This is a genomic window from Pannonibacter sp. SL95 (assembly GCF_026672425.1).
Classification (GTDB): Bacteria; Pseudomonadota; Alphaproteobacteria; order Rhizobiales; family Stappiaceae; genus Pannonibacter.
The window spans coordinates 21418-43139 of sequence record NZ_JAPPRC010000006.1 but is presented as its reverse complement, the minus strand read 5'-3'; the positions used below and the strand labels follow the sequence as shown (position 1 = coordinate 43139).

At 63.0% G+C, this 21722-nt stretch carries 25 protein-coding genes; 14 read left to right on the top strand and 11 right to left on the bottom strand.

Features of this window, described 5'->3' with window-relative positions; all coding sequences use genetic code 11:
• Positions 1 to 29: 29 nt before the first annotated feature.
• The 7 genes from OVA12_RS17325 to OVA12_RS17295 all read left to right on the top strand — a co-directional run bounded on the left by OVA12_RS17325 (position 30) and on the right by OVA12_RS17295 (position 6271).
• Positions 30 to 542 carry an ATP-dependent zinc protease family protein gene (locus tag OVA12_RS17325; RefSeq protein WP_268139515.1) on the top strand — a complete coding sequence of 171 codons (513 nt, stop codon included), beginning with the start codon at positions 30 to 32 and terminating at the stop codon, positions 540 to 542.
• A gap of 57 nt (positions 543 to 599) precedes the next feature.
• Positions 600 to 1505, top strand: a complete 906-nt coding sequence (rimK, locus tag OVA12_RS17320) for a 30S ribosomal protein S6--L-glutamate ligase (RefSeq protein WP_268139514.1) — start codon at positions 600 to 602, stop codon at positions 1503 to 1505.
• Positions 1506 to 1508: 3 nt separating this feature from the next.
• A complete protein-coding gene (locus OVA12_RS17315) occupies positions 1509 to 2561 on the top strand; it encodes a succinylglutamate desuccinylase/aspartoacylase family protein (protein WP_268139513.1) in 1053 nt (350 codons plus the stop codon).
• Between the two features lie 296 nt (positions 2562 to 2857).
• The gene (locus tag OVA12_RS17310) at positions 2858 to 4009 is read left to right on the top strand and encodes an NAD(P)/FAD-dependent oxidoreductase (protein ID WP_268139512.1); all 1152 of its coding nucleotides are present in this window, start codon (positions 2858 to 2860) and stop codon (positions 4007 to 4009) included.
• Between the two features lie 135 nt (positions 4010 to 4144).
• Positions 4145 to 4630 (top strand): AraC family transcriptional regulator, encoded by a 486-nt coding sequence (locus tag OVA12_RS17305; protein ID WP_268139511.1) that lies wholly within the window; start codon positions 4145 to 4147, stop codon positions 4628 to 4630.
• 1 nt (position 4631) lies between these two features.
• A complete protein-coding gene (locus OVA12_RS17300) occupies positions 4632 to 5384 on the top strand; it encodes an aldo/keto reductase (protein WP_268139510.1) in 753 nt (250 codons plus the stop codon).
• Positions 5385 to 5389: 5 nt separating this feature from the next.
• A complete protein-coding gene (locus OVA12_RS17295; RefSeq protein ID WP_268139509.1) occupies positions 5390 to 6271 on the top strand; it encodes a DMT family transporter in 882 nt (293 codons plus the stop codon).
• 280 nt (positions 6272 to 6551) lie between these two features.
• On the opposite strand, the gene OVA12_RS17290 is transcribed toward OVA12_RS17295, so the two are convergent.
• From OVA12_RS17290 to OVA12_RS17265, 6 genes are all read right to left on the bottom strand, one after another.
• Complete coding sequence (locus OVA12_RS17290) at positions 6552 to 7385, bottom strand: IS5 family transposase (protein ID WP_268138618.1); 834 nt, start codon at positions 7383 to 7385, stop codon at positions 6552 to 6554.
• A 78-nt stretch (positions 7386 to 7463) separates the two neighbouring features.
• Positions 7464 to 9881, bottom strand: a complete 2418-nt coding sequence (pheT, locus tag OVA12_RS17285) for a phenylalanine--tRNA ligase subunit beta (RefSeq protein WP_268139507.1) — start codon at positions 9879 to 9881, stop codon at positions 7464 to 7466.
• 78 nt (positions 9882 to 9959) lie between these two features.
• A complete protein-coding gene (gene pheS, locus OVA12_RS17280) occupies positions 9960 to 11042 on the bottom strand; it encodes a phenylalanine--tRNA ligase subunit alpha (RefSeq protein ID WP_268139505.1) in 1083 nt (360 codons plus the stop codon).
• 153 nt (positions 11043 to 11195) lie between these two features.
• Positions 11196 to 11324 (bottom strand): hypothetical protein, encoded by a 129-nt coding sequence (locus OVA12_RS17275; protein WP_268139503.1) that lies wholly within the window; start codon positions 11322 to 11324, stop codon positions 11196 to 11198.
• Between the two features lie 168 nt (positions 11325 to 11492).
• Complete coding sequence (locus OVA12_RS17270) at positions 11493 to 11852, bottom strand: type II toxin-antitoxin system PemK/MazF family toxin (protein WP_198647046.1); 360 nt, start codon at positions 11850 to 11852, stop codon at positions 11493 to 11495.
• A 2-nt stretch (positions 11853 to 11854) separates the two neighbouring features.
• A complete protein-coding gene (locus OVA12_RS17265) occupies positions 11855 to 12097 on the bottom strand; it encodes an AbrB/MazE/SpoVT family DNA-binding domain-containing protein (protein ID WP_106753865.1) in 243 nt (80 codons plus the stop codon).
• 167 nt (positions 12098 to 12264) lie between these two features.
• Here OVA12_RS17265 and OVA12_RS17260 point away from each other — a divergent pair, with 167 nt between their 5' ends.
• Positions 12265 to 13302, top strand: coding sequence for a M42 family metallopeptidase (locus OVA12_RS17260; RefSeq protein WP_268139501.1), 1038 nt, complete (start codon positions 12265 to 12267; stop codon positions 13300 to 13302).
• Positions 13303 to 13386: 84 nt separating this feature from the next.
• Positions 13387 to 14049: a nucleotidyltransferase family protein gene (locus OVA12_RS17255; RefSeq protein WP_268139499.1), complete on the top strand. Its 663-nt coding sequence runs from the start codon at positions 13387 to 13389 to the stop codon at positions 14047 to 14049.
• On the opposite strand, the gene OVA12_RS17250 is transcribed toward OVA12_RS17255, so the two are convergent.
• Positions 14016 to 15074, bottom strand: a complete 1059-nt coding sequence (locus OVA12_RS17250) for a helix-turn-helix domain-containing protein (RefSeq protein WP_268139497.1) — start codon at positions 15072 to 15074, stop codon at positions 14016 to 14018. The genes OVA12_RS17255 and OVA12_RS17250 overlap by 34 nt on opposite strands.
• Positions 15075 to 15267: 193 nt before the next feature.
• On the opposite strand from OVA12_RS17250, the gene OVA12_RS17245 reads away from it, so the two are divergent.
• Complete coding sequence (locus OVA12_RS17245) at positions 15268 to 16347, top strand: alpha/beta hydrolase family protein (RefSeq protein WP_268139495.1); 1080 nt, start codon at positions 15268 to 15270, stop codon at positions 16345 to 16347.
• A gap of 99 nt (positions 16348 to 16446) precedes the next feature.
• Here the strand turns inward: OVA12_RS17245 and OVA12_RS17240 are convergent, their stop codons facing one another.
• From OVA12_RS17240 to OVA12_RS17230, 3 genes are all read right to left on the bottom strand, one after another.
• Entirely contained in the window at positions 16447 to 17910 is a 1464-nt protein-coding gene (locus OVA12_RS17240) for a methyl-accepting chemotaxis protein (protein ID WP_268139493.1), read from the bottom strand.
• Between the two features lie 12 nt (positions 17911 to 17922).
• Positions 17923 to 18153 carry a hypothetical protein gene (locus tag OVA12_RS17235; protein ID WP_268139491.1) on the bottom strand — a complete coding sequence of 77 codons (231 nt, stop codon included), beginning with the start codon at positions 18151 to 18153 and terminating at the stop codon, positions 17923 to 17925.
• Positions 18154 to 18401: 248 nt separating this feature from the next.
• Positions 18402 to 19157, bottom strand: a complete 756-nt coding sequence (locus tag OVA12_RS17230; RefSeq protein ID WP_268139489.1) for a hypothetical protein — start codon at positions 19155 to 19157, stop codon at positions 18402 to 18404.
• A 161-nt stretch (positions 19158 to 19318) separates the two neighbouring features.
• On the opposite strand from OVA12_RS17230, the gene OVA12_RS17225 reads away from it, so the two are divergent.
• Positions 19319 to 19687 (top strand): DUF4214 domain-containing protein, encoded by a 369-nt coding sequence (locus OVA12_RS17225; protein ID WP_268139390.1) that lies wholly within the window; start codon positions 19319 to 19321, stop codon positions 19685 to 19687.
• 19 nt (positions 19688 to 19706) lie between these two features.
• Here OVA12_RS17225 and OVA12_RS17220 read toward each other — a convergent pair whose 3' ends face one another.
• Complete coding sequence (locus OVA12_RS17220; RefSeq protein ID WP_268139454.1) at positions 19707 to 20549, bottom strand: DNA adenine methylase; 843 nt, start codon at positions 20547 to 20549, stop codon at positions 19707 to 19709.
• 227 nt (positions 20550 to 20776) lie between these two features.
• On the opposite strand from OVA12_RS17220, the gene OVA12_RS17215 reads away from it, so the two are divergent.
• The 3 genes from OVA12_RS17215 to OVA12_RS17205 all read left to right on the top strand — a co-directional run bounded on the left by OVA12_RS17215 (position 20777) and on the right by OVA12_RS17205 (position 21686).
• On the top strand, positions 20777 to 20989 hold the full coding sequence (locus OVA12_RS17215; RefSeq protein WP_268139392.1) for a hypothetical protein: 213 nt from the start codon (positions 20777 to 20779) through the stop codon (positions 20987 to 20989).
• Between the two features lie 87 nt (positions 20990 to 21076).
• On the top strand, positions 21077 to 21286 hold the full coding sequence (locus tag OVA12_RS17210) for a hypothetical protein (RefSeq protein ID WP_268139394.1): 210 nt from the start codon (positions 21077 to 21079) through the stop codon (positions 21284 to 21286).
• 145 nt (positions 21287 to 21431) lie between these two features.
• A complete protein-coding gene (locus OVA12_RS17205) occupies positions 21432 to 21686 on the top strand; it encodes a hypothetical protein (protein ID WP_268139396.1) in 255 nt (84 codons plus the stop codon).
• Positions 21687 to 21722 lie beyond the last annotated feature (36 nt).

The following is a 21722-nucleotide window of genomic DNA, read 5'->3' as shown; positions in this document are numbered from 1 at the left end:
GCTGTCCGAACGAGACTGGAGCCCTTTGCGTGACCACGCCGACCGATCCGATCCTTCCGCGCAACGGCATCGCGCCGGCAGAAGTTGACGGCAAGCGTGTGGTCGGCTGGAAGGAATGGGTCAGCCTGCCGGATCTGGGCGTGCCGCGCCTCCTGGCGAAGTTCGATACCGGCGCGCGCTCCTCGGCCCTGCATGTGCCCCGGGCGCGGGTGATCGAGATCGATGGCCGGCCGCATGTCAACTTCGACCTAGATGAAGACACGCTCGATGCCAGCGGCGTGCTGAAGCACACCGCCCCGCTCGTTGACCTTCGAACGGTGAAGTCCTCCTCCGGTCATGCAGAGCAGCGGCTGACTATCCACACGACTTTGTCCTTTGCCGGATTACAATGGCTGATCGAGCTGACACTGACGGACAGGTCAGACATGAAGCTGCCAATGCTTGTGGGCCGCTCGGCAATGCACAGCCGGCTCATCATTGATCCGTCGAGAAGCTTTCTTGCCGGACGAAGAGTCAGAAAACCTTCACAAAAATCCCGCTAGCGGACGCGCATGGAATTGGGATATTGGCGCTGCTTCCTCGCTGGAGAGTGACTTGCCATGCGCCTTGCCATGCTTGCCCGGAATCCGGGCCTCTATTCGCACAAGCGCCTGGTCGAGGCGGCTGAGGCGAGAGGCCATACGCTCGACATCTACAACACCCTGCGCTGCTACATGGACATCACGTCCCACCGGCCCTCGGTGATCTACAATGGCGAGCGGGTTACCGGATATGATGCCGTGATCCCGCGCATCGGCGCGTCGGTGACCTATTACGGCCTCGCCGTGCTGCGGCAGTTCGAGATGATGGGCGTCTATCCGCTCAATGAGTCGGTTGCCATAGGCCGTTCCCGCGACAAGCTGCGCGCGCTGCAGATCCTGGCCCGCGAGGGCATCGGCCTGCCGGTGACGGCCTTTGCCTACGATCCGAAGCAGGCGGAGGAAGTGATCAAGCTCGTGGGCGGCGCGCCGGCGATCATCAAGCTGGTGGAGGGAACGCAGGGCATCGGCGTGGTGCTTGGCGAGACCATGTCCTCGGCGAAGTCGGTGGTCGAGGCCTTCCGCGGCGCCAATGTGAACATCCTCGTGCAGGAATACATCAAGGAAGCCGGCTCCTCTGACATCCGCGCGCTGGTCATCGGCGGCAAGGTGATCGCCTCGATGCGCCGCACGGGCGGCATCGGAGAGTTCCGATCGAACCTGCACCGCGGCGGCTCGGCCGAGGCCATCAAGATCACTCCGGAGGAACGCTCGACCGCGATCCGGGCCGCCAAGGCGCTCGGGCTCAACGTGGCCGGCGTCGACATGCTGCGCTCCAACCACGGCCCCGTGGTGATGGAAGTGAACTCCTCTCCTGGCCTCGAAGGCATTGAAAAGGCGACAGGGGTGGACGTCGCCGGGAAAATCATCGAGTTTATCGAGAAGGACGCTAAGGCGGGCCAGACCAAGACCAAAGGCAAGGGCTGATACATGACAGACACCGTGCGGCGCGATCCCTTCAAGATCGGGCCCTTCGAGATTGCCGCCGGCGAGCGGCGCACGGTGGACCTGCCCTTCAGCCTGCTGTCGAACCACACACCCATGACGCTGCCGGTGCAGGTGGTGCATGGCAAGAAGCCCGGGCCGGTGCTGTTCATCTCCGGCGTCGTGCATGGCGATGAGGTTCTTGGCGTCGAGATCATTCGCCGCATCCTCAAGAAGCCGCAGCTGAGCCGACTCGCCGGAACGCTGCTGGCCATTCCGGTGGTCAATGCCTACGGCCTGATCTCGCATTCACGCTATCTGCCGGACCGGCGTGATCTCAACCGCTCGTTCCCCGGCTCCGAACGCGGGTCGCTGGCCGCCCAGCTCGCAGACCTGTTCCGCAAGGAAATCGTCGCCCGCTCCGATGTCGGCATCGACCTGCACACCGCCGCGCTGCACCGGACCAACCTGCCGCAGGTGCGTGTGGCACGCTACAGCGGACGGATGCGTGAGCTTGCCGATGCCTTCGGTGCACCGCTGGTGATGGAGGCCAACCTGCGCCATGGCTCGCTACGCGAGACGGCGCTGGCCATGGGCGTGGATGTGCTGCTGTACGAAGCCGGCGAGGCGCTGCGCTTTGACGAAGAGGCGATCCGCGTCGGGGAACGGGGCATCGTTGCGGTCATGCACCGGCTTGGCATGCTGCCCGGACAGGCGCCGAAACCGGTGTTGAAGGCCGGTCAGACGCCGCTCTACTCACGCAAGTCCTTCTGGATCCGGGCGCCGGAAGGCGGGATCTTCCGGGCGCTGAAGCTGTCTGGCCATCGGGCATCGGCGGGTGAACTGCTGGGCGTCGTCGCAGATCCCTTTGGCGATACGGAATTCGAGCTGCACAGCCCGCATGACGGGCTGATCATCGGTCATTCGCATCTGCCCGTGGTCAACCAGGGCGATGCACTGTTCCACGTCGCAAAGCTGACATCCGCTGGCCCGGCAGTCGCCGAAGAGGGCGAGGCGCACGAGCGCGACACCCTCTTCGACGAGGACGAGATCATCTGACAGCTGGAGCCGTGCCGGCAACCATCCGGCCGCCGAAATGCCGTGTGGCGTCCAGGCGAGGCCAGACGCAGAACCGCCGCCCACAATTGATACGGCTGTTTCTGTCCGCTCGGTCGCGTCCCATCAATCCAGAGTTTGGTGCAAGGTTCCCGAAAGGCATTGTCGCCATCAACTCAGGCGCCCGGTAGGGTGCGCACATAAAATTCCTCAACCTATAGACACATGTAAAAATACGCCTTATCAATCCACAGCTGCACAAAAAGAAAGTCGGCTAAAAAATTGCATCAGGTGGATTTATGGATTTGAGTTACGACGTCCTGCTGATTGGCGGGGGAATCACCGGCCTTATGGCCGCACAGAAGCTAAGTGACTTGGGGTTGCGGGTTGCTCTTATCGAAAAGCAGACAACCCTTGCCTCTGGGCCGTCAACCAGAAACGAAGGTTGGCTCCACAGGGGCACCTATCATGCTTCATCCATCCGTGATCGTACCGCCGCGATTCAGGTCGCGCGGAGATGCATTTATGGTCACAAACAGTTGCGACGCTTCTCGCCCGAAGCAGTAGAAGACGCAGATGTTCTGCCGCTGGCACTGGTTCGGGACAAAGACAGGCTTTCGGAAGTCATCTCCCGATGGGATGAGGCTAACGTCCGATACCGGCCGATATCTCGGGCCGAGGCTGAAAGGATCGTTCCGGACGCTTCGTTCAAGAAGGTCCCGGGCATTTTTGAAGTTGCGGATGTCAGCTTCAACACCCGAATACTTTACCGCAAGCTCTTTGCGCTTGCACAAAAGTCTGGGTGCAAATTCTATCTGGGTTCAGAAATCGAGGTGATCGACGGCCAGAGTGTAGTGACCAGGGACCAAACTGGCGAACGGACGACGTTCACTGCGAGCAAGGTGGTCTATTCCTCCGGTATAGGCGCCAAGGAGATCTTCCGAAAACGCCACGGCATCGATCTGCCGATCCGGTATTGGAAGAGCCATCTGGTCGTTACCAAGCGACTGGCGCATGCCGGTGTCTTCTTCCTGGACCCGCATGAAGCGGCAATGATGCACCATGGCGACGTGAGCATCATCGGATTCAACGAAGACGCATTGCTGTGTGCCGAACCTACCTATGATGTGATCGCGGAGCGGGCGGAGAATCTGCGCCGCGGGATTCGCCGGATTTTCCCGTCATGGGATGATCGCGACTCTCTCAACGTAGCGTGCGTGAAGGTCGACTACGTGACCGATCTTGCCGGTGCCCGTTCGCTCAACATCGCCATCAGCGAGCCGATTCCCGGTCACGTCGTGGTGTTGCCCGGCAAGATGACCGAAGCTCCTTACCTCACAGACGTCTTGGCGTCTTACATCCACGATAGGCTCGACAATCCGGATATCGCCCTCAGACCGTGCGATGAATTTCCGATCCTTGAGGCATCAACGACCCGAGAGGTTGCCTGAACGTGACCTTTCCCTCTTTCATAGACGAAATTCGGCGCTTGCGTGGCCTTATGACCATTGGGGACATTCAAGACCTCGTTCGGCGAGGCAATGTCATCTTCGACCCCTTCTCGGTGTTGATCTCGGCTACGGCAAATGATCGGTACAGGGAACATCATATTCCCTTGTGTTTCTCTCTTCTGCGGCGATCAGGGTGAACTCTCAATTGGCGACAACAATACATTCTTCAGCAACTCGCTAATTGAAGCGGTTTCCGGTCCTATTGTCATCGGTTCAATCAATCAGTTTGGCGAAGGTGGCTTTTCGGCAAAGACGAACCGACCCGGTGCCAGCATCGTTGTCGGTGACAACGGCCGATATCTCAACGGTGCTGCGGTTTTCGGGGAAACAATCTTGGGAACAGGAAGCCAGATCCTCGGCGCGATCACGGTCGATAGTTGCCATCTGGAAGCCGGCCAGTCCTACAAGGATGCAGACCCAGATCTACGGGCTGGTTTGCTGAAAGGTTCTGGCGTTGCTCGCGACCTCACGGTTGCCGCCGGCCAGGTCATTCTCGGAAACGGCTCCTTCTCGCTGAACGACATCAAACCTCAGGCCTTCTTTCATCCCAAAGGGAAGTAATATGCGTTCAGTTGAACTAGGGTTGGGCCTGTTGTCGATCGGGCGGCAATGGGGCGTGAATGATGTGCTGCCTCCGAAAGAGGACGCTGCACTTGCGCTGCTTGAGGCAGCAAACTCGAATGGGATTAGTTTCTTCGACACGGCTCCTGCTTATGCCCGCAGTGAGGCGATTCTAGGCCGTGCGTTGACCAGCGCTCTACTGCCGCGGGACCAAATTACGATTGCCACGAAGATGGGAGAGCATTGGGACGCCGACGAAAAAGTGGCACGCACCGGACATAGCTTCGATGAACTGGCGAGAAGCCTCGACACCAGTATGAAGCTGCTGGGGCGCGTTGATCTCCTGCAACTACATAAAGCAAATGCCGCCAATGTCGCATCACCCGATGTTCTCAAGGCGTTTGACCTTGCGGCATCAATGGGGATCACGAGGTTTGGGGCATCTGTGAGCGACCTCGAAACCGCCACTGTCGCGTGCAAATCGGGCCGTTACGAGTACCTTCAATTCCCGTTCAATATAAACAATCGTTCACTGGAACCTGTTTTCGAACTTCTGACCGCGCATGGCATGAACGCCATTGTGAACCGCCCCTTTGCCATGGGAGCTCTTATTCAAGAGGATTCCGAAATATCTTCCACTGAATTGTTCCGCTCCATTGTCAGCATGGGCTTCTCTGGAGTCATCCTAACGGGCACGTCATCGATCCCGCATTTGCTGGCGAACGTTGCAGCTTTCCGGAGCGCGAGCGCCTAATGTGGATGGTTTATGGTCTGTCGGCTGGGGCTTTGCTTGGGCTTTACGATTTTTGGACTAAGAAGGCGATGAATGGGAACAGCGTCATACCCATTGTCTTCTGGTCCTCTCTCTTTGGCGCGATTGCTTGGTTACCCGCATTCTTGCCTGTCTCCGACAGCCTCGGATTTTATGTCGATTGGACCCAAACAAATGTCCATCAGCAGGCCCTTATTCTTGTCAAGGGGCTGGCGATGACGTTTTCATGGGTGTTTGCCTACTACTCTGTCAGGGAACTACCTATGTCGTTCTCGGGAGCGGTACGGGCCTCCGGGCCGCTCTGGACGTTTGCCGGTGGTGCGCTCATCTTCGGAGAGTATCTTTCCCCTCTTCAGTTTTCCGCAGTTCTTGCATCGATCCTTGCCTATTACGCGTTATCCCTGGTCGGCAAGAAGGAAGGATTACGGATACTCAGAAATTGGCCCGTACTCATGATGCTGGCGGCAACAGTTCTGTCCGCGATGACGACGGTCTATGATAAGTTTCTCGTGCAGACCCTCGGGTTGCCGGTCTACAGCATTCAGGCCTACTCTGCTTTTCACCGCTGTGCGCTGGCAATGCTGGTATTCCTCGCCCTTTCGTGGAAACAGCGCCGGATAATGCGGCTGCGATGGTCCGTATATGTCCCGCTTGTCGGGCTTTCCTGGGTCGGTGCGGAACTGATCTACTTTTTTGCAATCGCGGATCCGGTTTCGAATGTGACCTATCTATCTATATTCCGGCGTGTGAGCCTGGTTGTCGGCTTCTTTCTGTCTGTTCTTCTGATCGGAGAAAGGAACGTACTTCCGAAGAGCGCGATCATAGGTCTTATAATGATCTCAACAGCAGTATTGATCCTACAGGAATGATACGCTCAGGCTTGACGATCGAGACCTTCGGAAGCTGATGGCAAGGCGACCATACCCGCCAAAGACAGGCGAAAGAGCCGCGTCCTTGCATCCCATCACAGCTATCCGTACCGGCACGGAAGTCCGGTTCCCGGGAGCCTGCTCTGCTGTTTCCATTCGTTCATCGAAGAGGGCGAGATCATCTGGCAGCAGCGACCGCGAAGAACAATACCCGCCGAATGGAAATCCGGCGGGTATTGTCTCAATATTCGGTCTGCTCAGAGTCGGACTCGAAAAGCCTTCAACGATAACCGTACCTTGCAAGTCGCCTTGTGATCAGGCGAATGTGGGCGATGATGATCCAAGCCTCTGATGAGGCGATGGACTTTTCGACATCCTTTGCCAATCTGCGGCATCTGCCGAGCCAGGCGAAGGTCCTTTCGACGACCCAGCGGCGCGGTAGGACTTCGAAGCCTTTCGCCTTGTCCGAGCGCTTGATGATCTCAACCGTCCAGCGCCCGATCTTCTTCAGCCGTCGCTTCAGCTTATCGCCCGCATAGCCGCCATCGGCGAAGACGTGCAGCAACCACGGCCACCTGTGGCGGATGGATTTCAGCAGATCGGGAGCGCCATCGCGATCCTGGATATCGGCCCCATGCACCATGAGGCCAACCATCAGGCCGAGCGTATCGACGATGATGTGGCGCTTGCGGCCTTTGGTTTTCTTCCCCGCGTCATAGCCCCGGATACCGCCGCTTTCGGTGGTTTTGACGCTCTGGCTGTCGATGACACCGGCCGTCGGTGAGGCCTCTCTGCCCTCCAGTTCGCGGGCTTCCATAACCAGATGGTGGTTGATGCGTGACCACAGCCCCAACGCCCGCCATTCATAGAAATAGCGCTGGACGGTCGAGCACGGTGGAAAATCCTTCGGCAGCATGCGCCACTGGCAACCGGTCGTAGCGATGTAAAGCAGCGCGTTGACGACCTCACGCAAGTCCGTGGTCCGCGGGCGACCCAGGCGGCGGGGCATGGGCAGAAAAGGCTCAACCAGTGCCCATTCCCGATCTGTCATGTCGCTTGCATAGCGTGCCGTCCGCCGGGCATAGTACCGACGGGTGATTTCGCTCCAGGCCATTCTGAACTCCATCGAATCTCGCAAATCCGAAGGAACCATAACCTGTTGAAATCACCCACCTCTTTTTGAGGCAGCCTCTCAGCCGCGCAGGGTGCCGCCGGTGGCCTTCTCGACGGCGGCGACGATCTTCTTTGCCACGGCGTCGATCTCCTCGTCGGTCAGCGTGCGGTCCTTGGGCTGCAGCGTCACGTCGATGGCGAGCGATTTCTTGCCTTCGCCCACGCCCTGCCCTTCGTAGATGTCGAAGAGGTTGACGTCGGCGATCAGCGTCTTCTCGGCGCCGCGGGCGGCCTTCAGCAGCTTGTCGGCGCTGAGGTCCTTGTCGACCACGAAGGCGAAGTCGCGGCGGACCGGCATCAGGTCGGCAATGTCGAGCGCGCCCTTGGAGCGGGTCGGCTTGGCCTTCGGCTCCGGAATGGCGTCGAGATAGATCTCGAAGGCCACCAGCGGACCGGCGACGTCCATCAGCCCCAGCGTGCGCGGATGCACCTCGCCGAAGACGGCGAGCGTCTGCTTCGGACCGAGCTTGAAGGCACCGGAGCGGCCCGGATGGAACCAGCCGGGCGCATCGGTGAAGACTTGCAGCTTGTCGACCGGCGCGCCGGCAGCGGCCAGAACGGCTTCCGCATCGGCCTTGGCATCAAACACGTCAACGCTGCCGGCCGAGCCCGACCAGTGACGGCCATTGCCGGAGAGCTTGGCGGTGCCGCGGCGGACGCCGGCGACAACCATGCGCTGGCCATCCTCGCGGGCGGTGAGGAACACCTGGCCGACCTCGAACAGGGCGACATCGGCATAGCCGCGGTCGGCGTTGCGCTGTGCCGCGGCAATCAGGCCCGGCAGCAGGCTCGGGCGCATCTGCGACATGTCGGCGGAGATCGGGTTGGCGAGCTCCAGCTCAGGCGCGCCGCCGCCGAAGGCCTCTGCATGGGCCTTGGCGATGAAGGACCAGGTGACGGCCTCGTCCATGCCGCGCGCGGCCAGCGTGCGGCGGGCGCGGGAGCGGCGGATCTGGCTGGCGGTCAGCACCCGGGCTCCAACAGAGCCACCACGCGGCAGCGGCGTCGGCGCGACCCGGTCAAGACCGACAATGCGCACGACTTCCTCGGCAAGATCGGCCTTGCCCTCGATGTCCGGACGCCAGCTCGGCGGGGCGACGCGGACCGTCTCACCGCTGCCGGAGATCCAGAAGCCGAGCGACTTGAGGATCAGGTTGATTTCCGGAACCGGCAGGTCGAGGCCGGTGAGGCGCTTCACTTCGCGGTAGGGGAACTCGATGATGCGCGAGGTGTCGGGCACCTGGCCGACGCTGACAACCTCCGACGGCGTGCCGCCGCACAGGTCCAGCACCATCTGGGTCGCCATCTCGAGGCCCGGCAGCATGAAGTCCGGATCGACGCCGCGCTCAAAGCGGTAGCGGGCATCGGTGTTGACGCCGAGCTTGCGGCCGGTGCGGGCGATGCCGTTCTCGTCCCAAAGCGCGGATTCGATCAGCACGTCGACGGTGGTCTCGTCGCAGCCGGAATGCTCGCCGCCGAGGATGCCGCCGAGCGACTCCAGCCCCTTGTCATCGGCGATGACGCAGATGCTGTCGTCGACCTGGTAGGTCTTGCCGTTGAGGCCCTGGATCTCCTCGCCGGCGCGGCCGCGGCGGACGACCAGATTGCCGGTCACCTTGGCCGCGTCGAAGACGTGCAGCGGGCGGCCCTGGTCGAAGGTCATGTAGTTGGTGATGTCGACCAGCGTGTTGATCGGGCGCAGGCCGATGGCAACCAGACGGTCCTGCAGCCACTTCGGCGACGGGCCGTTCTTGACGCCCTTGACGAGGCGCAGGCCGAAAGCCTTGCACAGGGCCGGCGTGTCGCCGAAGTCGAGGACGACCTTGGTCGGGCACGGGAAGCTGCCCCGGATCTGCAGGTGCTTGCGCTCCTTCAGCTTACCGAGGCCGGCGGCGGCGAGATCCCGGGCGATGCCGTAGACGGCGGTGCAGTCCGGCCGGTTCGGGGTCAGGCCGATCTCGATGACCGGGTCGCCAAGCCCCATGTATTCGGCAAAGGGCATGCCGATCGGCGCATCTTCCGGCAGGTCAATGATGCCGTTGTGCTCGTCCGACAGCTCCAGCTCGCGCTCGGAGCACATCATGCCGAAGCTCTCGACATCGCGGATCTTGCCGACGGACAGGGTGACGTCGAGGCCGGGGACGTAGTCGCCCGGCTTGCCGAGCACGCCGACGAGGCCGGCGCGGGCGTTGGGTGCGCCGCAGACGACCTGCAGCAGCTCGCCCGAACCGGTGTCGACCTTGAGCACGCGCAGGCGGTCAGCGTTCGGGTGCTGTTCGGCCGAAACGACCTTCGCGATCTTGAACGGGGCGAGGCGGGCGGCGCGGTCGGTGACCTCTTCGACTTCCAGACCGATCATGGTCAGGCGCTCGACGATCTGGTCGAGCGTTGCGTCGGTCTCCAGATGCTCCTTGAGCCAGGAAAGCGTGAACTTCATCGTGTCATCTCGTGTCTTTGGCATCGCGCGGGCCGGGCTGACGGCCCCTGCGCGGCACGCCGGGAGGGATCGATCGGGTCAGGACGACAGGCCGCCGAACAGCGTCGGCAGGTCGAGCGGGCGGAAGCCGTAATGCTTGATCCAGCGGACATCGGCATCGAAGAAGGCGCGCAGGTCCGGCATGCCGTATTTCAGCATGGCGATGCGATCGATGCCCATGCCCCACGCAAAGCCCTGGTACTCGTCCGGATCGAGGCCGCAGTTGCGGATGACATTGGGATGCACCATGCCGCAGCCGAGGATCTCGAGCCAGTCGTTGCCTTCGCCGAACTTCACCTCGGCGCCCGAACGGTCGCACTGGATGTCCACTTCCATGGACGGCTCCGTGAAGGGGAAGAAGGACGGGCGAAAGCGCATCTTGATGTCCTTGACCTCGAAGAAGGCCTTGCAGAACTCCTCCAGGATCCACTTCAGGTGACCCATGTGGCTGCCCTTGTCGATGACGAGGCCTTCCACCTGATGGAACATCGGCGTGTGGGTCTGGTCGCTGTCGCAGCGATAGGTGCGCCCCGGAATGATGACGCGGATCGGCGGCTGCTGGCTGCGCATGGTGCGGATCTGCACCGGCGAGGTGTGGGTGCGCAGCAGCAGGCGTTCACCGGCTTCGTCCGGATGGAAGAAGAAGGTGTCGTGCATGTCGCGCGCCGGATGGCCGAGCGGGAAATTCAGCGCGGTGAAGTTCAGCTCGTCGCTTTCGATATCCGGACCTTCGGCAATGGAGAAGCCCATGTCGGCGAAGATCGCGGTCAGCTCGTCGATCACCTGGGCAATCGGATGGATCCGGCCCATTTCGGCGGGCGCGGCGCGCAGCGGCAAGGTGACGTCGACCCGCTCGCTGGCCAGACGCGCCTCGAGCGCGGCTTCCTTGAGCACGTCCTTGCGGGCGGCCAGTTCGTCGGTAACGCGGGTCTTGAGGCCGTTGATGGCGGCGCCCTTGGTCTGGCGCTCTTCCGGGCTCATCGAGCCCAGCGTCTTCAGCATCTCGGAAATGCTGCCCTTCTTGCCAAGGGCGCTGATGCGCACCTCCTCGAGGGCTGCCTCGCTGGTGGCCGCGGCGATGGCGGCCGAAATCTCGGTGTAAAGGCTGTCGATGTCAGACATGAGCTCTTCGGTCGTTGGGCCATGTGCGGGTCCTCGGCAGGCGGATCCGGCAGCAGGCGATCAGGTCGTTGGGTCTTTTAGCAGAATTGCGCGCGCATGCCACAGGAAGGCAGGCGAAGGCGGACGGGAATGTCAGAGGCGCTCAGAGAGTCCTCAGCGGCTAAATCGTCCGCAGGCCGGGCCCTGGGCAGCCGGGTTGCGCAGACGGCGCACGACGAAGCTCTTCGCCCGCATTCCGCTGGCGGCGAGGCTGTTCCCAGTCGTGGCAAGGCCGGTGGTCATGGCGCGTCCCTTTGAAGCGAGCGGGAGTATACGCAGCCTGTGTTCAATGGCAAGATGAGGCGGCCCATTCACCCTTGGACCCATTTGTGAAGACACGCGGCGTGACAAAAGTGACTGTCGACTTGCCGCAGTCCGTCAAGCGCCGTCCTTGCGTTGATCGCGCCTTGGTCACCCGTTCAAGCCCAGCAGAGCCTTGATCTTGCCCTGGATCTCGGGACCGATCTGCGGGCAGGATTCGATGTAGGCGGCCGCGCGGGCCGACCAGTCGAAACTCTTGATTTGATCGGACAGGACGGCTCCCGAGGTCAGCGCGCCTGCGGGCAAGGCAACCTCGAACGGGTAACCCTTGATCTGCGACGTGATCGGGCACAGGACGCACAGGCGGGTCAGCGTGTTGTAGCGACGCGGTGACAGAACCAGCGCGGGCCGGCGCTTGGACTGTTCCCTGCCCTGCTGCGGGTCAAAGCTGATCCAGATGATGTCGAAGCGCTCGGGGCAATAGGCGTCCAGATCGGGCCGCGCGCTCACGGTCAGGCCTCGTTGCCAACGGAGGGGCCGCCGCTGATCTCGTCATGCAGGCTTTCCGGTGTGATGCCGTCCAGCAGCTGATCGAGCGAAAACTCCTGGGTATCGGCCACAGGCTTCAGCACCAGCGTGCCGTCAACGACCGAAATGTCCAGCTGCATGCCTTCGCGAGCCGAGATTTCGCGGGCAAAGGCAGTCGGGATCCGCAACGCAAGGCTGTTTCCCCATTTGGCGACTGTGGCGATCATGGCAGTGCTCCTGTTGGCGCAACCCGCTGGATATACATTGAAGATACATTTCTACTGCCTCCTCTGCAACCGGAAAGGTAACCGTCGACCGCAAAAGAGACTTCCCCGGCGCTGGACACAGGCCTAATCTGATGGTTCCCAAATCACTTTTCAGGAACATTCCTTCCATGAACATCGATCTGTTGCGCCGGCTGTGCGAGACCCCGGGCGTTCCCGGTCACGAGCACCGGGTGCGGGCGCTCATCGAAACGGAAATCAAGGGCCTGTTCGACGAGGTGACCGTCGACCCGATGGGCTCGCTCCTGTGCCGGCGCGATCCGCGCAAGAAGTCGAAGTCGCCGAAGAAGGTGATGCTGCTCTGCCATATGGACGAGATCGGCTTCCTGGTCTCGCATGTGACGGACAAGGGCTTCGTCCACGTTCATCCGGTTGGCGGGTTTGACCCGCGCAACCTGTTCTCGCGCCGCGTGCTGGTGTCGACGGACAAGGGGGATTTCAAGGCCGTGATGAACCCTGGCGGCCGGCCGATCCACATTTCCTCGCCCGACGAACGCAAGAAAGTGCCGGAGCCGGACGAGTTCGTCATCGACATGGGCCTTGGCGAGAAGGCCAAGGAGATCGTCAAGATCGGCGACATGGTGACCATGGACGAGCCGCTGCTGGAAATGGGCGATTCCATCGTCTCCAAGGCGCTCGACAACCGCATCGCCTGCTGGCTCGGCATCGAGGCAATCCGCGCACTCGGCAAGGCCAAGCATGAGTGCGAGATCCATGTCGCCTTCACGGCGCAGGAAGAAGTGGGCCTGCGCGGTGCCCGCACCGCATCCTACGCGATCAAGCCGGACATCGGCCTTGGCATCGACGTGACGCTAGCCTGCGACACGCCGGGCGTGCCCGAACAGGACCGCACGACGACGCTCGGCGGCGGGTTTGGCCTGCATGTGAAGGACGGCTCGTTCATCGCCGACCGTCAGCTGGTCAGCGAGATCGAGGCGCTCGCCATTGCCGAGAAGATCCCCTACCAGCGCACCATGCTGCGGTCCGGCGGCCAGGATGGCGCGGCGGCCCAGCAGGCTGCGGCCGGTGCCCGGGCGGTCGGCATCGTCGTCGGCACCCGCTACATCCACACGGTGACCGAGATGATCGCCAAGAAGGACCTGGAAGCTGCCCGCGACATCATCGCGGCCTATCTGAAGCAGGTCTGATCGGCGCGCTCACCTCTCCTGTCTTCCGGCGGCGATGCCGCCGTGCAAGGCTCCGGGCGTCCTGATGATTCCCGGAGCCTTGTCATGTCCGCCAGCCTGTCCTGCCTCGACGACGTCAGCTCCGACCGGCTCCGGCTGGGCGATCCGGCGCGGGCCAGCGAGGATGAGCGGCGGGCAGCGTTGATCCGGCTGATCGGCGCGATGCCGGTGGTGCTGCAGATCCTGGAAACAATCCGGGATCTGGGTCTGCCCGATGCGTGGCTCGTCTCCGGCGGGATTTACCAGAACGCCTGGAACCTGATGACCGGCAAGCCGGTTGGCCATGGCATCAAGGATTATGACGTCACCTATTTCGATGGCGGCGACCTGTCCTACGACGCGGAAGACCGGGTGATCCGGGCCGTTGCTGGCGCGCTGCCTGCGCTGTCCGGGATGATCGAGACGCGCAACCAGGCGCGGGTGCATCTCTGGTATCCTGAGCGCTTCGGCAGTGCCTATCCAAGGCTCACCTGCAGCACGGAAGCACTGACGCTCTATGCGTCGAAGACGCACTCCGTCGCGGCCCGGATGACAGCAGGGAACAAGATCGAGATCGCCGCGCCGTTCGGTCTTGCCACTCTCTTTGCCATGCGGCTGGTGCCGAACAGGGTGCTCGACAATGCGAAGACCCACGCGGAGAAGAGCGCAAGGCTGAAGGGCCTTTGGCCCGAACTTCAGGTGATCGGCTGGGACGACGCAGAGGCCTGAGCGCGGCCCGCGTTTGCCTGCTGCCACCCGGTCGGGCTCTGGCCGGTGACACGCCGGAACTCGCGGTTGAAGTTGGACTTGGTGCGGAAGCCGGCCTCGAACATTGCTTCAGTGACGCTGGTCCCGGCCGTGAGCGCCCGGCAGGCCAGCTCGACCCGGTAGCGGTTGACGAACTGGCTGACATTCATCTGTTCCACCCGGTTGATGGCGGCGGACAACGTCTTGGCCGGAACCGTGAGGCGGCGAGCGAGGCGCGCAAGGGTCAGGTCCGGATCAGCGGCCAGTCGCGAGGTCGTCAGAAGATCGAACGCGCGGCTGACCAGCTGCCGCTCCTCTTCGCTCGGATGCGCCGCGTCCGCCTGTTCGACCGCATCGATTGGGGCGTCATCGCCCGAGGTCGGCGCGTCCGGTTCATCCTGTGCCCGCTCCAGTCCCATCAGCCCGACGCCCAGCAGCAGCAGCGAGGACGTGACACTGGTGATGCTGCCCTTGAGGTCGCCGGCAAAGAACAGGATATCGGCGACGATCAGCACGTCGCTGGCTGCCGATCCGATCAGCAGGATCGCGAGCAGCCGCCAGGAGCGCAGGGACGGCGCGCTGGATTCCAGCCGGGCCAGCGGCAGGCGGTCCGCCCCGTTCCGCATCGCATGAAGCATCAGCAGGCCGTAGCCGGTGAAGAGCGCCGGCAGGACTGCGTCGAGCGTCAATGGGGCAAAGACGATGCAGAAGAGCACAAAGGCCGGCGCGGCAACCTGCGCCAGCACATCCCGTAGCGCCAGCGGGCGCAAGGCGCCATGCACGAAGGCGAGCCAGGTGAGCGGCGGAATGAGGGATGCCGTGAAGGGCTGAAGGAAGCGCAGCTCCACAATCCCGTAGTGCTGCACGGCGGCGGCAATCAGCGACTGGACCGCCGAGACGGCGATCAGCAGGCGCAGCCAGCGACTGCCCTCCCCGCTCCAGACAAGACGCAGGAGCAGGCAGGCGAGGATCGCGGCGGCAAAGACGGGGACGGGAAAGCTCGGCATCGGGCCAACCGGGTGTGCGTGGCGACGGAGCGACCGGATCCGGGGTCCCAGATGCAGGTCCCGGACCGGCCGTTTCCCTGTCTCTACCTCCTTGATCCGGTTCGTGGCGACCTGAATCCGGTTCGAGGTCGCCCCAAACGGCATGGGCCAGTCATCTGGCTTCAGCGATCCCGCTGACACAGGAGACACCTGCATGCCCGTGACATCTCGCAACTTCGCCCACACCTTCACCCGCCATCTCGTGCAGTCCGTTTGCCTGATCCTCGCCCTGGCAGGGCCGGCCGGAGCAGCCGACAGGCTTGATCCCGGGCACGAGCGGCTGCAGGTCACGGCCGCGCACCGGGACGGTCCGCTGATGGCCTCGGTCTGGTATCCGGCAGGCGGCAAGACCTATCGCGGCCTCGTTGGTGACAACCCGGTCTTCGTCGGCAACCCGGTCAACATGGGCGCGCCCTATCCGGCCGGCAAACATCCGCTGGTTCTGCTGTCGCATGGATCGGGCAACAACATCGACGCCATGAGCTGGCTGGCCAACGGGCTGGTGGCACGGGGCTTCATCGTCGCCGGGGTCAATCACCCGGGCAGCACCAGCGGCGACAGCTCGCCGCGCCGCAGCCTGCGCCACTGGGAGCGCGCCAAGGATGTCAGCGCGCTGCTGACCAGCCTGTTGCAGACCCCGGAACTTGGCCCGCTCATCGACACGGACAGGATCTCCGTCGTCGGCTTCTCGCTGGGCGGGGTGACGGCCTTGGCGCTGGCCGGGGCTGAGACGAGCCAGCAGGCCTTCGTGGACTATTGCGCAGAGCCGGCACCGGGCAAGGTCGATTGCCGCTTCTACGCCAAGGGCCGGACGGACCTGACCGGCGTGCCGCAGGCCGAGTTCGAGCAGTCGCTGACCAATCCGCGCATTGCGCGCAGCGTTGCCGTCGATCCGGCCATGGCGCAGTCCTACAAGGCGGGCAGCCTGAGAGCGATCCGCGTTCCGGTCGCCGTCATCAGCCTGGGGGCACCTGGCGAAATCCCGATCGCGGCGGATGTGGGGGCAAGCGGTGGCAGGTTCGCGGAGCTGATCCCCGACTTCCGCCACAGCTACATCGCACCGGCGCACCACTACAGCTTCCTCGCCCTTTGCAAGCCCGGCGCGGCGGAGTTGCTGGAAGCGGAAGGGGAAGATCCGATCTGTGCAGATCCGGCGGGATCGGACCGGGCGGTGGTCCATGCCGAAGCGCTCAGCCGGATTGCGGCGTTCCTCATGCTGCCGGCGGCGAAATGAGCAAGCAGGTGAATTCCGGAAAAGGGGCTTGAGGTCCCCACCAAATAAAAGACCGGCGCGTTCGAGCGCCGGTCCTTGTCTTGTCTCGTGGTGGCAACGTCAGGCGACGTCGCGCAGGAACCCGTCGATGGCCGCCCGCATGCGCGCGGCTTCCTGTTCCAGCTCTTCGGCCGTCGTGGCCACGTGAGCCACCGATCCGGTGGTCTTTTCGGCCGAGGCGCTGAGACCACTGATGTTGCTGGCAACCAGCTCGGTTCCATGGGCAGCCTGGGCGACATTGCGCGAAATCTCGGCGGTGGCGGCCCCCTGCTCCTCGACCGCGGCGGCAATGGCGCTGGTGTAGCGGTTGACGTCGTCCATGGTCAGGGCGATTGCGCCGATTGCCTCGACAGCGCCCTTGGTCTCGACCTGGATGGCGGAGATCTGTGCCCCGATCTCTTCCGTTGCCTTCGAGGTCTGCGTGGCGAGTTCCTTGACCTCGGCTGCGACGACCGCGAAACCACGTCCGGCCTCGCCGGCGCGGGCCGCCTCGATGGTAGCGTTCAGGGCGAGCAGGTTGGTCTGCTCTGCAATTGCCTGGATGAGGGTGACGACCTCGCCAATCCGGCTGGCGGCATTGGCAAGACCGGCCACCTTGGCATTCGACGTCTGCGCGCCTTCCGTTGCCTTGGCGACAATCTGGGTGGTCTGGGCAACCTGGCGGGAGATTTCCGAGATCGAGGACGCAAGTTCCTCGGCAGCCGATGCGACCGTCTGGACGTTGTCCGAGGCCTTGTCGGATGCCGCGGCCGCCGTCGCTGCCTGGCTAGCGGTGCCAGATGTCAGGTTGCCCAGCTGCAGCGACGCCTCGCGCAGGCGGCGGCTGCGGTCCGACACGCCAGAGAGAAGGGCTTCAACGTCACCTCGGAAGCCGGCAATGCGCGCCGCGACACCCTTCTGGCGCTCCTCGGTCAACCGCGACTGTTCATCGACGGTTGTTTGAGCCGCCATCGCAACACTGTGGGCGTCCTCCGCAACCTGGAGGGCCTTCGCCGAGGCAGCGAAGGCGTTGGCAACCTGGGCCGTCAGCCACCACAGGGCGCCGACCTCAATCACGACGATGACCGCATGGAACACGACCCGGCCAAAATTCGCCCCGCCCGGGAAGACCGCCAGCGGCAATGCAAAATTCAGCACCAGATGGTGCACCGCCACCACAGCGGCATAAGCCAGCAGGGCGCGCCAGTCGACCCATCCGGCCAGGATTGCGAGCACCGCGAAGAAATACATGTGCCCGTCGGTCTGGAACGACGTTGCCGGATCGCCGCCGGCAAGGGAGGCAACGAACAGGGCGACGAGACCTGCCAGCGAGATCGATGTTGCAATCCGTGTTTCAGTGCCGATGCCGCATTGCATCCACACAGCCGTAGCCATGGTGCCAAACAGCAGGGCAATGCCGGAGATAATGACGCTGGCCACCTCCGGGTTGAACCAGCTCGTACCGATCACGAGAAGCACATTGAACCAGATGAAGAACATCAGGGCCTTGGCGAACGTATCGCGGATCTCATTCAAGCCGTTCATGATCAAGCGTCCTTAGGGTCGGGGACCAGGGGATGAACCATTTCCGAGTGTCGCGCAGGCACTGGCAAACCAGGCCGCCGTCACCAGCCATGCACCTGCCGTGTAGAGCGCCTCAATTCCTGCGGCATCGCCCGTCTGCGCCACCGCAACGAAGCCGTCCTGTGAAGCTGCCAGAAGCTGCCCGTTGGCACGGGCGATGACCTCTGCCGCGCTTGCAGGCCCCATCCCTGCAAATACGGCCACCGGCCTCCCAGCAACTGGCGCCAGGACAGCCGCGCACATCAGGACGCAAACAACACCGAAGTAACCGGCGAGCATGAGCCTGGCTCTGGGCGATACAAGCTTGGAGCGTGTTTCGGCAGCTGTGCGCATGACTCACCGTTTCCGCGGATGCGCGACAACTTTCACATGTTGTTGGTTAACATTCCCCAAAGACGCGAGGCCGGGCCAGCAAGTTGCAAGCTTCGCGCAAGCAAAGGCCGCCGGACAATTCAGATGCCGTGGGTCTTGTCTTGACGGTCTTCCAGCCGGCGCAGCAATGCCTTGCATTCAAGACGCACAGCATCCGGCGAGGAAAGTGGTGTGGATCCGTTTGCTCTCTGGGCGCAGAGACGGCGGTAGAGCGCATCCACCTTGAGGTAACGCGCCAGATCCTCGGCCTGGGCCGACAGATGGAACAGGGAGGGCGCCGCCGGCTCCCGCCATTCCGCTGCGAGCAGACGCGCCATGTCGACCTGACGCCGCAAGGCCTTGAGCCATTTGCGGAATGCTGCTGGATCTTTTGATTTCAAGGCCTTGCGCCCGCGTGCCGCGCTTTGGCGGCGCGCCTTGGCCAGCGCCTGCGCCGCACCGACAGCATCGATCAGGCCCGGGGCAAGACTGACCGCATCCACCTCGCAGCGCCGCAGCAGTGCATCCACCTCCTGCACCCGGCGATCGGTTTCGGGCACAGGCAGGGTGACAGTGAACACCAGCCCGATCGGCTGGCCATCCGAGGCGGCGGCCAGGGCTTTCAGGGCCCCGGCACTCAATTTCAGGCGCGCCGCGCGGGGCGCATAGGCCGGCCCCAGACTGTCGCGGCAAACCTTGAGCAACAGCCGCGCCTTGCGCAGGCTGGCGCGCGCCGTTGCAACACGAGCCGGCAGCGGCAGCCGCAGATCGGCAAGTCCGGGCGAGGCCTCCAGCCTTCCTTTACTGACGCTGAAAACAAAGGCTTTTTCGCCTTTTTTGGTCCCACCTTTTTCCATGCCGGAAAAGGTGGGACTTTTTTGTTCGCCCGCCGTTCCCGGGCACGACCTGCAATCCCCTATCCCGGCGCATGACCGGAGACCGCCTGTGCGGCTCCGTCCACCCCCGCGCCGGGCTGGCTGATTCCGCGTCGCACAGGCCCTCCGAACTGGAGAGCCACATGGCCCTGACCTTGCAGCAGCAAATCACCGCGCTCTATGACGCGGCATTCAACCGCCCGCCCGACGCGGCAGGCCTCGCCCATCACATCGACCTGATCACATCCGGCCAGCTGGACCTCTACAGCGTCGCCGACGCGTTTGCCGCCAGCGCGGAGTTTGCCGCCGGCACAGGGCTCGGCGGCACGCCATCAGTCATCGTGCAACGGCTCTACAGCAACGCGCTCAACCGCGCCGGCAGCGTCGAGGAGTCCAGCGCATGGCTGGACCTCCTCTACACCGGACGCGCCGACATGGGCGACGCGCTCGCCGGATTTGCCCTGTCCGCCGAGTACGCCACCCTGGTCGGCTGGCACCACGACGCAGCCTGACACCAGCCCCGGCGGCACCTCACGGCGCCGCCGGGCTCGCCAAAAGCGGGTGCTCAAAATTGGCAATGATCAGCTCGCCAAACTCGCCCGGCGCACCCTCCGAAATCGAATAGGTTACGGTCACCGGCAGCATCGTGAACCGGCCGAATATCTCGCGCACCTCCGGCGTATCGTTGATCGACAGAATCACCCGCCCCTGCAGCCCGGCCATCAACTCAGCCAGGCGCGTAAAATCGTCACAGGCGAACATGTCCTTGCCGTAGTCGGTCTCACAGCCGAAATACGGCGGATCACAGTAGAACAGCGTACCCGGCCGGTCATAGCGCGGGATGAACTCCTGAAACGGCAGGTTCTCGATGATGACGCCCGAGAGCCGCTCATGCACCGCCTCGAGCATGGGTGCCAGCGTCGTCAGGTCGAACCGACCGCGCCCATCGGTGACGACGCCGAAGGTCCGCCCACGAACTTTGCCGCCGAAGGCCGTCCGTTGCAGGTACAAAAACCGGGCAGCGCGCTCGAGATCCGTCAGCGTCGACGGATCGACCCGGGTGAGCCGCTCGAACTCGCGCCGGCTTGTGATCTGAAACCGGAGGCAATCGAGAAACTGCGGATAATGCCGCTGCAAGATCCGGAACAGGGTCGTCACCTCGCCGGAAAAATCATTGATCACCTCGGCACTCGGCAACACCCGCCGCCGCAGGAACACGCCGCCCATGCCCACGAATGCCTCGGCATAAAGGCTGTGCTCGACGGCAGCGATCAGCCGTGTAAGCCGCTTGGCGAGCACGCGCTTACCCCCGATCCAGGGCGCAACGGGAGAGACGGGCGAGGTTTCCCGCTCCCCAAAGAGATTTGACAACATGTGGAATTGGCCTTCCTGATGCGCGCGATCTGCGGTCAGCAGAATCAGACCCACGGGTCTGATCGCGGGGCGATGCATGTCTAGGCCATCGGTCCGGTTACAATCTTGCAGGAGCGTACCGGATTGCCGGGTGATCCCGGCCCCCGCGTCAGCGGGATCTGAGTTGCCATTGACTGCTCGGGCAGTCATGTAGCAAAAGAACAAAAAGCGAACTCTGAGCCCCCGACATGCCGCACCCCACGCTCCCGGAACACCTCCCGATCACGGTCGAGGCGCGCGATGAAACGGGTCGCATCGTCGAGTTGATCGCGCGCTGCGCGAATGTGACCGTGGCACGCGGCGCATTCGAGGCCGCACGGACCTGCCGCCAGGGCGTCGAGATCATGATCCGCGACCGCTCACGAGTGATCGCGGCGGAATTTTTACCAGTGGCCCGATAATCTTCTTTACAGTGCGGAATTTCCGCACTATATTTGAACCATGGCGAGGCGGTAGAGCCTAGGCCGAATGTCAGAGGAGACACACAGATGACCAATACGAACGACGCATACAAAGCCTGCCTCGAAGCGACCCGGTTCTCCCTGGAAGAAGCCTTGAAGGTGGTAACGGAAGCTATTTCGGACCTTGAAACGCATAACCGCAACACGTCGGTCGGCGGCCTCCTGAAAGCAGACACACCGCTCGAAACCGCTCAGGCGACCTACAAGGCCGCCCTCGCAATCCACGCGATGCGCTGAGACGGACAGGGCCGCGCCTCAGCCGCGGCCCTACCAACAATTGCGCAAGGCATCTTGATTACCTATTTACAACGCGGGATTTCCGCTTTATATTCTAACCATGGCGAGGCGATACAGCCTAGGCCGATGTCAGAGGAGACAGAACATGAGCATCAAGATCACCCGCGCCGCGAAGCTTTCCAGGATCGGCAGCACCCCGCGCAGCTTCGCGGCCATGGCCGAGTACCTGCCTGACAGCGTCATCAAGTCCCTGACCAGCGCCCAGCTGGCCGAGATGATCGACGCGCTCTGGACCTGCGCAGGCGATGCGAAGGCGATTGCCGCACGCGAGGCCATCGAATCCGGCCGCGTCTGGGACGCCAAGCGCGGCGTCTCCCGCGACCTGGCCCCGCTGGCCTGACCGGCCCGGTGCCCGCCAAAACGGCGGGCACCATGT